The sequence below is a fragment of the Paraburkholderia sp. 2C genome, from assembly GCF_054589215.1.
In genome coordinates this window covers 78,660-92,303 of sequence record NZ_BAAILL010000038.1, presented here as the reverse complement: position 1 = coordinate 92,303, position 13,644 = coordinate 78,660, and the positions used below count along the sequence as shown (strand labels likewise).

Annotated in this window: 11 protein-coding genes; 1 reads left to right on the top strand and 10 read right to left on the bottom strand. The window is 64.0% G+C overall.

The window, feature by feature from the left end; all coding sequences use genetic code 11:
• Positions 1-326: 326 nt before the first annotated feature.
• Positions 327-2,186 (top strand): ATP-binding response regulator, encoded by a 1,860-nt coding sequence (locus tag ACYPXD_RS17585; protein WP_459713842.1) that lies wholly within the window; start codon positions 327-329, stop codon positions 2,184-2,186.
• Between the two features lie 312 nt (positions 2,187-2,498).
• Here the strand turns inward: ACYPXD_RS17585 and ACYPXD_RS17580 are convergent, their stop codons facing one another.
• The 10 genes from ACYPXD_RS17580 to ACYPXD_RS17535 all read right to left on the bottom strand — a co-directional run bounded on the left by ACYPXD_RS17580 (position 2,499) and on the right by ACYPXD_RS17535 (position 13,631).
• On the bottom strand, positions 2,499-3,254 hold the full coding sequence (locus ACYPXD_RS17580; protein ID WP_459713839.1) for a response regulator transcription factor: 756 nt from the start codon (positions 3,252-3,254) through the stop codon (positions 2,499-2,501).
• A 682-nt stretch (positions 3,255-3,936) separates the two neighbouring features.
• Positions 3,937-4,092 (bottom strand): hypothetical protein, encoded by a 156-nt coding sequence (locus tag ACYPXD_RS17575; RefSeq protein WP_459713837.1) that lies wholly within the window; start codon positions 4,090-4,092, stop codon positions 3,937-3,939.
• On the bottom strand, positions 4,070-5,071 hold the full coding sequence (gene cydB, locus ACYPXD_RS17570) for a cytochrome d ubiquinol oxidase subunit II (RefSeq protein WP_459713835.1): 1,002 nt from the start codon (positions 5,069-5,071) through the stop codon (positions 4,070-4,072). The genes ACYPXD_RS17575 and cydB overlap by 23 nt, the downstream gene beginning before the upstream one ends.
• Positions 5,072-5,160: 89 nt before the next feature.
• Entirely contained in the window at positions 5,161-6,552 is a 1,392-nt protein-coding gene (locus ACYPXD_RS17565) for a cytochrome ubiquinol oxidase subunit I (RefSeq protein ID WP_459713832.1), read from the bottom strand.
• Positions 6,553-6,856: 304 nt separating this feature from the next.
• Entirely contained in the window at positions 6,857-7,048 is a 192-nt protein-coding gene (locus tag ACYPXD_RS17560) for a 4-oxalocrotonate tautomerase (RefSeq protein ID WP_459713830.1), read from the bottom strand.
• Between the two features lie 49 nt (positions 7,049-7,097).
• The gene (locus tag ACYPXD_RS17555; RefSeq protein WP_459713827.1) at positions 7,098-7,874 is read right to left on the bottom strand and encodes a class II aldolase/adducin family protein; all 777 of its coding nucleotides are present in this window, start codon (positions 7,872-7,874) and stop codon (positions 7,098-7,100) included.
• Between the two features lie 97 nt (positions 7,875-7,971).
• Positions 7,972-8,535 (bottom strand): N-acetyltransferase family protein, encoded by a 564-nt coding sequence (locus ACYPXD_RS17550; RefSeq protein WP_459713825.1) that lies wholly within the window; start codon positions 8,533-8,535, stop codon positions 7,972-7,974.
• Positions 8,536-8,639: 104 nt separating this feature from the next.
• Positions 8,640-9,464: a MetQ/NlpA family lipoprotein gene (locus ACYPXD_RS17545; protein ID WP_459713823.1), complete on the bottom strand. Its 825-nt coding sequence runs from the start codon at positions 9,462-9,464 to the stop codon at positions 8,640-8,642.
• 181 nt (positions 9,465-9,645) lie between these two features.
• A complete protein-coding gene (locus ACYPXD_RS17540) occupies positions 9,646-10,293 on the bottom strand; it encodes a TetR family transcriptional regulator (protein WP_459713821.1) in 648 nt (215 codons plus the stop codon).
• A gap of 5 nt (positions 10,294-10,298) precedes the next feature.
• The gene (locus ACYPXD_RS17535; RefSeq protein WP_459713819.1) at positions 10,299-13,631 is read right to left on the bottom strand and encodes an efflux RND transporter permease subunit; all 3,333 of its coding nucleotides are present in this window, start codon (positions 13,629-13,631) and stop codon (positions 10,299-10,301) included.
• Positions 13,632-13,644: the final 13 nt, after the last annotated feature.

The following is a 13,644-nucleotide window of genomic DNA, read 5'->3' as shown; positions in this document are numbered from 1 at the left end:
TTGAAGTACATGCTTCGCCGCGATCAGGTCAGCCGGCTTTCGTAGTGCGAAAACATCAGCACAAGTAGAATGAGGCGGCGGTAAACTTTCAGCCGCAGGATGGCTAATCACTCGCCTCTTTGCAAGCCAGGCTGCCGTTCGATAGCTAATCAGGGGCGCCGTACGTCGGCGAGCATCGTCTTATAGGCTCGAGTCCCGCGCTTGCAGTTCGATTGAAAACGCGCCATCGAGCGCTACCGCTGCCCGACCGACTCCCAAGCGGAGCCTGCGCAAGGGAACGCAGCAGGCGCCAAAGCGCCAACCGCGTTCGACAAGGAGACCGCACGATGCGGGCCGATCCGATCCAGCGTGCCATCGACGAAGACCTCGTCCGCGTGCTCTACGCGCAGGACCCGATCGCCTTTTTCTCGCACTGGTTTTCGATCGTGATGCTGGTCGCGCTGTACTGGGCCGACATGCCGTACCCGCAGCGCTTCGCCGCGTGCTTTATCTTCTATGCGCTCGCGAACTGCGCGGGCCTTGTGCTGTGGATGTGCCATCGCCGCTGGCCCGACGCGCTGCAAGCGCGCGCATGGATCTATCTGCACGCCGTGCGCAACGCGCTGCTATACGCGGCGCCGGGTCTCGCGATCTGGTTCGCGTTTCAAAGCGCGCATGCGAACCTGCCGCTGCTGCATACGGTGCTGATCGTCACGCTTGCCGCAGGCGTGTTCATGTCGAACGGCTTCGATGTCGTCAATTTTTCGACGTCGATCGCGTTTCTGCTGCTGCCCACCATCGTGCTGCACTTCGGCGTCCATACGTTCGACCGCACCATTCTGGCGATCGTGCTCGCGTTCTTCTTCTGCGCGATCAACGTCTATGCGCTCAGCTATCGCAAACTGTTCCAGCGTGTCGTGCAGGCGCGCGTCGATCAGCAGACGCTCGCCGAATCGCTTGCCGTGCAGAAGCTCGTCGCCGAAGAAGCGAGCCTCGCGAAGTCGCGGTTCTTTGCGGCCGCGAGCCACGACCTGCGCCAGCCGCTGCACGCGATCGGCCTGCTGGCCGCGTCGCTGAACGACCCGACTGCGACTCACGCGCAACACACGAAAACTGCCGACCATATCGTCAACAACGTCGAGGCGCTCAATCAGCTGTTCAACCAGGTGCTCGATCTCGCGCGGCTCGAAAGCGGCGTCACCCAGGTGATCAAGCTGCATTTCCGGCTCTCCGAGCTGTTCGATCGCGTCGGCAATCAATACTGGCCGCAGGCCGCGGCGAAGGGCCTCGCGCTGCGCATCGCGCCGACCCCGGCCGTCGTCCATGGCGACCCCGTGCTGCTCGAGCGGATTCTCAGCAATCTGCTGTCGAACGCGGTGCGCTATACCGAAAGCGGCGCGATCTGGATGGGCTTCCGGCGCGCGGGCCGCCGCACGGGCGGCTATATCGAGGTGCGCGACTCCGGCATCGGCGTGCCACCCGACGAGCAGGAGCGCATCTTCGAGGAGTTCTACCAGGTGGCGAATCCGCAGCGCGACGCGCGGCAGGGGCATGGCCTCGGCTTGCCGACCGTCAGGCGCCTCGTCGAACTGCTCGGCGGCGAACTGCAGTTGCGCTCGCAGCCGGGACGCGGTTCGGTATTCCGCTTTACCGTCGATGCGGGAGACCCCGCACGCATTGTCGCGGGGCTCAACGAAACCGCGAGCGGCGCGTCGGCCGTGCTCGGCCGGCATGTGCTGTGCATCGACGACGAACCGGCGATTCTCGAAGGGCTGTCGAGTCTGCTCGGGCGCTGGGGTTGCATCGTGCGCGGCGCGCACGACGAGGGGCAGGCACTGCGTGCGATCGATGAAGGTTTCATGCCCGATGCGGTGCTGTGCGACTACCAGCTCGCGAACCACCGGACCGGCGCGCAGGCGCTGGCCGTCGTGCGCGATGCGCTGCGCCGGCGCGGCCGCGAACAGATTGTGACGCTGCTGATTACCGGCGATATGGCGTCGGCTGAATTGCAGGCGCTTGCGCAGGACGGCATTCCGGTCCTGCACAAGCCGGTGACGGCGGCGCGGCTGCGCCGCACGCTCGAGATGCTGTGGCAGCAGGCGGAGAGGCCGCCGGCCGTGGCGCCTGCGCAGACGGAAGAAACGGCGCGCGCGGTGCCTCAAGCACCGCAAGTCGTCCCGCAAGCGATGCTGGGCAGGCAGGCTTAGGAGGACTGTGGATCGGGACTGTGGATCGGGACCGTGAATCGGGGCTGTGAATCGGGGCTGTGGATCGGGGCTGTGGATCGGGATTGTGCATCGGGATTGTGCATCGGGACTGTGCATCGGGACCGTAAATCCGCCTCGCTGGCGCGGGAAGCGGCCTCTCCCTGGTTAGCCGCGCAGGCTGCGAGCCCCACTGCGTAGGGGGCGTCGGGAAGCAAGGTGTTGGCGCTCGCTCATGCCGTTTCGGCGAGCCAGACGGCGCAGCAGCAACGACGCAGTGCGTCAAACAAGCCGCCCAGCAACAGCCGCGGCCCGCTACAGCACTTTCCCCGTCTCCAGCCAGCCGTTGATCACCGCGATCGCGGTCGCCCGGTTATGCACGCCGAGCGCACGAAAAATCACCGACAGATGCACCTTCACGGTCCCTTCGGCCACGCCGAGGTCGCGCGCGATCATCTTGTTGGTCCATCCGCGATGCACGAGCCGCATGATTTCCTGCTGGCGCGGCGACAGGTTTTCAAGCAGATGCCGCTGGTGCGGTTGCAATGCTTCGACGCGTGCAACCGGCTCAGCCTCGGCCCGGCTCGCAGCGACGCCTGAACTTGCAGTCACACCGGATGCCGCGCCCGACGCCGCGCCGGCCGCTTCAGGCACGGCCGCCTCGCGCGCGCCGAGCAGGCTTAACGCCTCGATCGGTACATATGCGCCGCCCGACAGTACCAGCTCGATCGCCTTCAGCATCACGCTGGACGGCTGCCGCTTCGGCACAAAACCAAGCGCACCGGCGGCCAGCACGGCGCGCATCTCGTCGGGCGACTCTTCGGCGGACAGCACGACGACCGGCAGCGCCGGATTGGCCTTCAGCAGGCTTTCGAGCGATGCCGCGCCGGTCATGCCGGGCATATGCAGATCGACGATCGCGAGATCGTGGTTCGCGTCGGGCCGCGCGAGCGCGGCGAGCGTTTCCCAACTGTCGGCTTCATCGAACTGCGCCGCCGGATCGAGTCCGCGTAACAATCCTTTGACGCCCTGGCGGATCAGTTCATGGTCGTCGGCCACAAGAAACTTCATGATGTCTCCGCGAATTGTCCCTGCTGGTTCGTCCTGCCACTGCCGTACCGACGCCTAAGCGCCAGGCCTTAAGCGCCGGCGGCGCGTTGACCTGCCGGGGCACGAAGCGAATGGCGCGAGCCGTTGCCCGCGGCGCCGCGCCATCCGTCCGTCGGACCGCGGCGCGCCGCCCCATGGCAAGGAGCGCGCCGCGGCCTGCTGCATTCCCCGGGATCCGCTGTCGACGGATCGCTGCAGCGACTGCGTATTGCCTAAAGCGTACTGCGCACTGCCTGAAACGGTCGCCTGCTTCAAATCCGATGCCCGATGCTTAATGCTGCCTACAGCCTGTTATCCCGCCTGTCCGCTGTCCGCTCTGTTGCCGGTTGTTTATTGTTGGCGTCCTTGCCGGCGAAAGCAATCATGCCGTCGCCGCAAGCGGTCCCTCGCGCCACCGCTATTCGCTTGCCGGCCGCGCGGTCCTGTGCCGGGCCGTCGCGGCTGCGTCGCTGTACTGCGGCGTCGTGTGCCGCGACGCGTAAGCGCCGCTGCCTGCTACGTAGACGAGCACGCCGAAACGTTTTTGAAGGGGAGTCCGCTTCGCGAGGTGATAGCCGAAAGGCTTATCCGCGAGCGAATGACAATGGATGAGCGGGCGGCGTTCGCTGCATGTCCGCTGCATGCAGCGCAGCCCGATCGAGCGCTATCGGCTCACCGCGAACAGCGTCGCGTTCATCAGCATCTTGAAGGCAAACCCGACCGTCATCGCGCTGCCGACGCCGACACACCACAGCGCGACGAACCACAGCCAGCCCGGCAAACGGCGCGCGCGCGTTTCAGTGATAGTGGACTTCGCCATGACGCACCTTTCCGCGGAACACCCAGTAACCGAACGTCGTGTACGCGATGATGATGGGCAGAATCACCGCGGCGCCCGCCAGCGTGAACATCTGGCTCGAGCGCGGCGCGGCCGCTTGCCAGAGCGTGACGCTCGACGGAATCGCATACGGCCAGAGGCTCACGAGCAAGCCGGCATAGCCGAGCAGCACGAGCGCAAGCGCGAGCATGAACGGCGTGTTGTGATGCCGCTCGCGCACCGCACGATACATGAGGAACGCGCACAGCGCGACCAGGAACGGCACGGGCAGCAGCCGCGTGAAGAGACCTGAGTCGAACCAGCGTTGCGCAATGTTCGGGTCCTGCAGCGGCGTCCATAAACTGACGAGCGCGATAAAGACGAGCAGCACGATCGTCAGCGGCCAGACGACGCGATGCAGGCGCCGCTGCAGATCGCCTTCGGTCTTCGCGACGAGCCAGCAGCAGCCGAGCAGCGCATAAGTGGCGACCAGCCCGAGTCCTGTCAGCAGCGAAAACGGCGTGAGCCAGCCGAACGCGCTACCGGCGAAACTGCCGTTCTCGACCGGAATGCCCTGCAGGAAAGCGCCGAGCGCGATGCCCTGGAAGAACGCGGCGCCGGTCGATCCGCCGATAAACGCGAGGTCCCACAAATGTTTGGTGCGGTTCGCCTTCGCACGGATTTCAAACGATACGCCGCGGAAGATCAGACAGCCGAGCATGAAGACGAGCGGCAGATACAGCGCGGAAAGCACGGTCGCGTAGACCGTCGGGAACACGGCGAACAGTCCCGCGCCGCCGAGCACGAGCCAGGTTTCGTTGCCGTCCCATACCGGCGCGACGGTATTCATCATCAGGTCGCGTTCCTTCTCGTCGGGAAAGAACGGGTACACGATGCCGATGCCAAGATCGAAGCCGTCGAGCACGACATACAGCAACACGCCGAGCGCGATGATCGCGGCCCACACTACAGTGACGTCCATCTTGTTCCTCGCAAATATCTGGCGGATTCAGAAGCAGGATTCAGAAGCGGCATTCAGAAGCGGCATTCAGGTGCCCCGGTGAAGCGGTATCACGCAACCGGCAGCGCATGGGGGGCGGGGCGGCCGTGCATATCGCCGGGGACGCCATCGGGCGTCGTGCCCGGCAGGGCGGGACCGTTGCGCATCAGCTTCAGCAGGTAATAGACGCCGGTACCGAACACGAGGAAGTAGATGACGATAAATGCCATCAGCGAGATACCGACCTGCTGCGCGGTGAGCGGCGACACGGCATCGACGGTGCGCTTCATCCCGTACACGACCCACGGCTGGCGGCCCACTTCGGTGGTGACCCAACCGGCGAGCAGCGAGATAAAACCGGTCGGCCCCATCGCAATCGCGAAGCGCTGGAACCACTTCGCTTCATAAAGCCGGTCGCGGCGGCGCATCGCCCACGCCGTGATCGCGAACGCGATCATCAGCATGCCGAGGCCCGCCATCACGCGGAAGCTCCAGAACACGACCGTCGAATTCGGGCGGTCTTGCGGCGGAAACTCCTTGAGGCCGCGAATCTTGCCGTCCCAGCTGTGCGCGAGGATCAGGCTTCCGAGGTGCGGAATCGACACGGCGTAGCGTGTGGTTTCCGCCTGCATGTCGGGAATGCCGAACAGGTTCAGCGGTGTGCCGTTTGTTTCGGTATCCCACAGACCTTCGATCGCCGCGATCTTCGCCGGCTGATATTCGCGCGTATTCAGACCGTGCTGGTCGCCGACGAACGCCTGCACCGGCGCGAGAATCAGCAGCATCCACAGCGCCATCGAGAACATCTTCCTCACCGCGGCGTCGCGCCGGCCCCTGAGCAAATGCCATGCGCCGACGGCCGCCACCACGAGCGCGGTCACGATAAAGGCGGCAAGCGCCATATGCGCGAGCCGGTACGGAAACGACGGATTGAAAATAATCTTGAACCAGTCGACGGGCACGACATGGTTGCCGACGATCTCGATACCTTGCGGGGTTTGCATCCAGCTATTCGACGCGAGAATCCAGAACGTCGAGATCAGCGTGCCGATCGCCACCATCAAGGTCGCGGCGAAGTGCGCGCGCGGGCTCACGCGCTGCCAGCCGAACAGCATGATGCCGAGGAAACCCGCTTCGAGAAAGAACGCGGTCATCACCTCGTACATCAACAGCGGACCGGTCACAGGCCCCGCAAACGCGGAAAAGCCCGACCAGTTCGTGCCGAACTCGTAGCTCATCACGACGCCCGACACGACACCCATGCCGAACGCGACAGCGAAGATCTTCGACCAGAACAGGCACAGGTCCTTGTAATACGCCTTGCCGGTACGCAGCCAGCGCCACTCGAGCACTGCAATAAAGCTGGCGAGACCGATGGAAAGCGCCGGAAAGACGATATGAAAAGAAATGGTGAATGCGAACTGGAGTCGAGCCAGATCAAAGGCGGATAGGGCGGTGTGCATTTTTCGATACCGGGATACAAACCACGCGCGGCGACCCGTGTCGGCGCGCACTGCCTTTGACGTCGGCAGCTGAACGCAAGCGTAAGGGCGCGTGAAAAATCGTGCTGCGCTGCGACGTGCGTCCAAATCACGCAGCGGGGCGCATTGCCGCAGACGCTAAGCAAGGTGTAAATATTTGATTGGTATCAGAAAATGCGCATTGATTCGATATGCGCGGCGAAGCGGGCGCCGAGGCGGCATGCGGCAATCCACCGCGCTGCAGCATCGGCAAAAGGCAGGGATGAGCGAGGGAGAGCGTGCGAAATCAGGTCTGCGGGTCCGACCACAGGCGACCGCCGGTGGCCCAGTTTTCACGTTTGACATCGATGAGAATAATGTCGACCGACGACGGCTCGACGTTCAGCGAATCGCAGGTTGCTTTGGTAATCGCTTCGACGAATTCGCGTTTCTGCTCGACGGTGCGTCCTTCGAATAGTTCGATGCGGAAGGTGGGCATGAGTACGGCTCCTGGTTGAGAAAGAGGTTGCGGCGGCTGATCGTCAGTTTCAGTCGCGATACGAGCGATCGATGCGATCGAGCTTGCGCAGCAAGGCCGGCCATTCGATGCCGCCTTCCACGGCGCCACCGTCGTAGAGCTGCTCGGCCGCACGCTCGGCAACCGCCGCGGACGGCAGCACGAGATGCGTGCCGCCCCCTTGCGCCTGCAGCTGGATTTCGCAGGCCTTGATCAGCGTCGCCATCAGCACATACGCTTCGGCAATCGTGCGACCCACGGTCAGCGTGCCGTGGTTGCGCAGCAGCATCGCGGGCCGGTCGCCGAGATCGGCAACCAGCCGCGCGCCATCGGCCGGCGAGAACGTCACGCCCTCATAGTCGTGATACGCGAGAGAACCGTGAAAACGCAGCGCATGCTGCGAAGCGGGCAGCAGACCGGCAGGCTGGATCGACACCGCAATGCCGGCCGTATTGTGCAGATGCATGACGCAGAACGCGTCCGCGCGGGCCGCGTGCACGGCCGCATGAAGCGCGAAGCCGGTCGCGTTGACCGGATGTTCGCTCGCACCGACCACGTTGCCTTCGATGTCGATTTTCACGAGGTTCGAGGCGCACACTTCGTCAAAGCCGAAGCCGAACGGATTGATCAGAAAGTGGCCCGGCTCGCCGGGGACGCTCGCGGAAATGTGTGTATAGACAAGGTCGTCCCAACCGTTCACGGCGGCCAGCCGGTACGCGGCGGCGAGATCGATGCGGGTGCGCTGTTCGGCTTCGGAAATCGGGCCGGACGCGGCGACTCGGCTCGCGGGTGTGTGAGCGAACGACATGGACGTCTCCTCGTGTGCGTGGCGGATCAGCACGAGGATGATAGCGGGTTATGTCGGGGCAAGCTGGTGACGGGCGCACAGCGCGAGCCTGCGGCAATCAGCCCGCCGCCGGGCCGTCCGCGGCATTCCCCAGTGCCCGCTGCATCAGCGTGGTGTCGAGCCACCGCCCATGCTTGAAGCCGACGCCGCGCAGCGTGCCGATGAGATCGAACCCCGCTTGCCGATGCAGCGACAGCGAGCCGCCTGTGCCGCCGTCCGCGATGACCGCGATCATCTGCCGCCACGGACCGCGCTCGCATCGATCGATCAGCGCTTGCAGCAAGGCACGGCCGATGCCGCGGCCGCGAAACGCGTCGTCGACATAGATCGAGTCCTCCAGCGTATGCCGGTACGCAATGCGCGGCCGGTACAGCGTCGCATAGCAGTAGCCGGCGACGCGGCCGTCGATTTCCGCGACGAAATACGGCAAGCCAAGCGCCAGCACCGATGCGCGGCGCGCGCGCAGATCGTCGACGGACGGCGGCGTCTCCTCGAACGATGAGACGCCGGTCAGCACATGGTGCGCGTAGATGGCCTGAATGGCGGGCAGATCCGCATCGGTTGCGTCGCGGATCGCCGGGTCGGAAGACGGGGAAGAAGCAGGGCGAGCAGGTTCGTTCATCGGCGTCGGTCGAGGGTCGTGCTTTGACAACCCTCACTATGCCCGATCAGTCCTGCAAATTGAAGCGCGTCAAAAGCGTCACGCCAGCAACGACGGGCACGTCGTCATTGCGCGGGCCCGTTCCATGCGGGCAGCGTCGCGCCGTGATAGACGCTCTGAATCTCGGCCGCGACGTTCGGCTGCTGATAGCTCTCCACAAGGGCATGCACCCACGGCGCTTTCGCATCTTTTTCGTTCACCGCAATAAAGTTGCGATACGGATTGCCGGGCACCTTTTCCTGCGCGATCCGTTCTTGCGGAATGCGGATGCCGCTCTTGACCGCCCAGTCGGTATTGACCACGGCGGCATCGAGATCGCCGATCGCGCGGCCGACGATACCGGCATCGAGCTCCTTGATATGGACATGTTTCGGATTCTTTGCGATATCGCGCGCGGTCGGCAACAGGCCGACGTTCTCGGGCAAAGTGATCAGCCCCTGCGCCTGCAGCAGCAACAGCGCGCGGCCTTCGTTGCTCGGGTCGTTCGGCACGCCGATCGTCGCGCCGTCGGGCAGCGCCGCGACCGACTTGTATTTGCGCGAGTAGAGGCCGATCGGTTGTACATACGTGAAGCCGACGGGCACGATCTTGTAGCCGCGCGCCTTGATTTGCGCATCGAGATACGGCTTGTGCTGGAACGAATTCGCATCGAGGTCGTGCGACGACAAGGCCTCGTTCGGCTGCGTGTAGTCCGAGAAGGTCGTGAGCTTGATCGCGAGGCCGTGTTTGGCCGCATTCGCCGCGACGACTTTCCAGACGTCTTCGTCTTCGCCGGACATGATGCCGACGCGCAAGGTGTTTTCGGCCGCCTGCGCGAATTGCAGCGTCGCGATGCCGAAGCCGAACAGCAGGGCGCTAAAAAGGGCGGTGGTGAATTTTCTGTTTTTCATCGGGATGCGCAGAGTCATGCGAGCAGTTGAACATGACCGGCATCCTAAGTAACGCGTGGCGGCGCTGACAAATAACTTTGTGTCGTTTGCTATGCCGCTGCGCGCATATATGAATATCGCGTTTGGCGCACTATCGTTCGCCCGCCGCTAGCCGCACTTTCGTCACCGCATTTTCGTCCTGTCAGCCGGCGGCGGTTTCCTGGCGCCGCAGCGCCGGCGAATTCCTCAGCATGCCGATACATGCGTCGGCAATCAGCTTCGCGTCGCGCGGCAAGTCGACCGAGCCGTAGTCGAGCAGCCAGTCGCGCAGCACGCCGCCGAGAAACATCAGCATCAGGCCCGCGGCGCGGGCCGTATCGAGCTCGCGCGGCAGTTGGCCTTTGTCGATGGCGTTGCGCAGGCCCAGTTCCATGCGTGTGCGGCCGTCGCGTGCGGCGACGCGTTGCCGCTCGAGCACCGGCGCCATCTCTTTCGTGTATTCGCACTTCGTGAACAGCACGTCGAAGACACGGCGGCTATGCGGCTCGATCGCCGCTTTGGCGAGGCAGAACATGAACAGATCGCGGATCCGGCCGAGCGGATCCGCTTCGCGCGGATCGAACGTCGCCGTGACGAGCATCTCCATCGGCAGCTTCACGCGCTCGGCCATCGCGCTGAACACATCGCACTTGTTCTTGAAGTGTCCATAGATGGCGCCGCGCGTGAGTCCCGCATGCTCGGCGATCTGGGCGAGAGACGTATGCGCGAAGCCGTGCTCGAAGAACGTCAGTTCGGCTGCATCGAGAATCTGATCGCGCGTTTTCAGCGCGTCTTCGCGAGTCCGTCTCATTGCCGTTATACGTTCGCTTCCTGCGGGTCGCCGTCGTCGTCGTGGTGATGCTGCATGCGTTTCGACGGTTCATCGAGCTTGTCGCCGAGCACCAGCCGCACGGCCACGTAGAACACCGGAATCAGCATCAGCCCGAAGAACGTCGCGAACAGCATGCCGCCGATCACGCCCGTGCCGATCTCGTGACGCGACGCGGCGCCGGCGCCCGTCGACAGCACGAGCGGCACGACACCGAGGATAAACGCCATCGACGTCATCAGAATCGGCCGCAGACGCAGGCGGCCCGCTTCGACGACGGCATCGTAGAGCGTCATCCCGCGCGCCTGGCCCTCGACGGCAAACTCGACGATCAGAATCGCGTTCTTCGCGGCGAGACCGACGACGGTCACGAGGCCGATCTTGAAGTAGATGTCGTTCGGCACGCCGAACCACAGACAGAACGCGAGCATGCCGAGCATGCCGAGCGGCACCACGAGCAGCACGGCGACCGGAATCGTCCAGCTTTCGTACAGCGCCGCGAGACACAGGAACACGACGAGCACCGACAGCCCGAGCAGCAGCGTGGCGGAACTGCCGGCCAGCAGTTCCTGATACGACTGGCCGGTCCAGTCTGCCGCGAAGCCGTTCGGCAGCTTCGTGTCGACGATGTTCTGCAGCGTGTCGATCGCCTGACCGGTCGAGTAGCCGGCCGCCGAGTTACCGACGATTTCGATTGCCGAGTAACCGTTATAACGCGGCAACACGAGCGGGCCGATGCCCCATTGCGTCTTCACGACACTCGACAGCGGCACCATGTTGTACGGTGCGATGCCGGTGTTCGCAGCCGACGGATTGACCTGCGTCAGATACCCGCTGCTGTTGGCCGCGCCGGTCGCGCCCGCCGACGACGAACTGCCGCTCATGCCGGCCGTTGCCCCGGTGTTCCCGGCGCTGGCCGCCGACGTCCCGCTCGTAATGCCGTTGGCGGCGTTGGTCGCGTTGGTCGGCGTGTACAGATGCTGGAACGCGTCGAGACCCATCCGGTACGGCGCATCGGCCTGGATATACACGCGCTTGACGCGGCCGCCATAGGTGAACTGGTCGATATAGAACGGCGCCAGTTGCATCTGGATCGTCGCGTAGACGTCGCTCAGCGACAGCCCCATCGCTTCGGCCTGCACGCGGTCCACCGCGATGTTCAGCTGCGGCGCGGTCGGCAGCGAGTTCGGCCGGATGCCGAACAGCACGGGGCTCTTCGTTGCGTCCGTCACGAGCGTCGCGGTTGCCGCGTCGAGTTCGGCGCGCGACTGGCCTTCGCGCGCCTGCAGATACATGTCGATACCGCCGAACTGGCTCAGGCCGCGAATGGTCGGCAGGTTGGTCGCGAAGATCTGCGCATCGGGAATCGCGTGCAGGATCTGGTTGACCTCCGGAATCAGCTGCATCGCGGTCTTCGAGCGTTTGTCCCAGTCGGTCAGCTTGATAAACGCCATACCGACGTTTTCGCTGGTGCCGACAAAGCTGAAGCCTTCCGGCTGGAAGATGCTCGAAATGTCCTTGCCGACCGGGCTCTTCAGCAGCGTCTCGCGCACTTCGGTCATCACGCGGTCGGTGCGCTGGATCGTGGCGCCCGGCGGCAGGTTGATCAGCGCGAGAATGAAGCCCTGGTCTTCATCAGGCACGAAGCCGGTCGGCAGCTTCGTGTACAGGAAGCCGGCCAGCACCGTGACGATCAGGAACAGCACCATCCAGATCGGCACGCGGCGCGCCGAGTGGCCGACATGGCTGACGTAATGACGCGTCATCCACTCGAAGCCGTTGTCGAACTTCTGGAAGAACCAGTTCTTCTTGACGTGCGTGCCTTGCTTGAGGATCGCCGCACACAGCGATGGCGTAAACGACATCGCGAGGAACGCGGAGAAGATCATCGAAACCGCAATCGTCAGCGCGAACTGCGCATAGATGATGCCGGTGGCGCCCGGCTGCAGCGCGGACGGCACGAACACGGCCGACAACACCACGGTAATCGCGACGATGGCGCCCGTGATCTGCTTCATCGCCTTGATCGTCGCGGTTCGCGGACTGGTCTTGTCCTCGGTCATGATGCGCTCGACGTTTTCGATCACCACGATCGCATCGTCGACCACAATGCCGATGGCGAGCACCATCCCGAACAGCGTCAGCTGATTGAGCGTGTAGTGGAGCGCCGACAGGCCGATAAACGTGCCTAACAGCGCGACCGGTATCACGAGGGTTGGAATGATGGTCGCGCGGAAGTTCTGCAGGAACAGCAGCATCACGAGGAACACGAGGATGATCGCCTCGGCGAGCGTGTGCACGACGTCCGCGATCGACGCGGTAATGAACGGCGTGGTGTCGTACGGCACGCTCCATGTCACGCCGTAGGGCAGGTCTTTCGCGAGCGACGTCATCTGCGCTTTCACCGCCTTCGCGACCTGCAGCGCGTTCGCGCCCGGCAGCAGGAACACCGCGAGGCCGCCGGCGGGCTTACCGTCCCAGACCGGCGAGATGCCGTATGTCTGCGCGCCGAACGTGATGTTCGCGACGTCCTTCAGACGCACCACGGTGCCGTTGCTGTTCGCCACGATGATGATGTCCTCGAACTGCTTGCGCGTCGAGAACAGCGAATCGCCGGAGACGGTGGCCGTAAACACCTGGCCGCGCACCGCCGGGTCCGCGCCGAGCGAACCCGCCGCGAACTGCGCGTTTTGCGCGCTGATGGCGTTCTCCACCTGCGTGGTCGACAGCCCGTACGACTGCAGCTTGTCCGGGTTGAGCCAGATGCGCATCGCGTATTCGGAGCCGAGCAGCGTCGTGTTGCCGACGCCGTTGACGCGTCCGATCTGCGGCTGGATGTTCGATGCGAGGATATCGGAGAGGCGCCCGGCGTCGATTGCCGGATTGTCCGAGCGCAGCGCGAGGAACATCAGGATGTCCGGGCTCGCCTTCGCGACCACCACCCCTTGCTGCACGACCGCGGCCGGCAGCAGCGGCTGCGCGACCGTGATCTTGTTCTGCACCTGCACCTGCGCGATGTCCGGGTTCGTGCCGGTCGCGAATGTCATCGTAATGACCGACTGACCGTTCGAACTCGACTTCGAGCTGAAGTAGAGCAGATTGTCGATGCCGGTCAACTGCTGCTCGATCACCTGCGTGACGGTGGTTTCCATCGTCTGCGCGCTCGCGCCCGGATACGTCGACGTGATCGTCACCTGCGGCGGCGCGATGTCCGGATACGAGTCGATCCCCATTGAGCGCATCGCGAGATATCCGAACAGCGAAATCAGGATGGCGACGACCCACGCGAAGATCGGGCGTTTGATAAAGAAACTCGGCATGCCGAAAACTCCT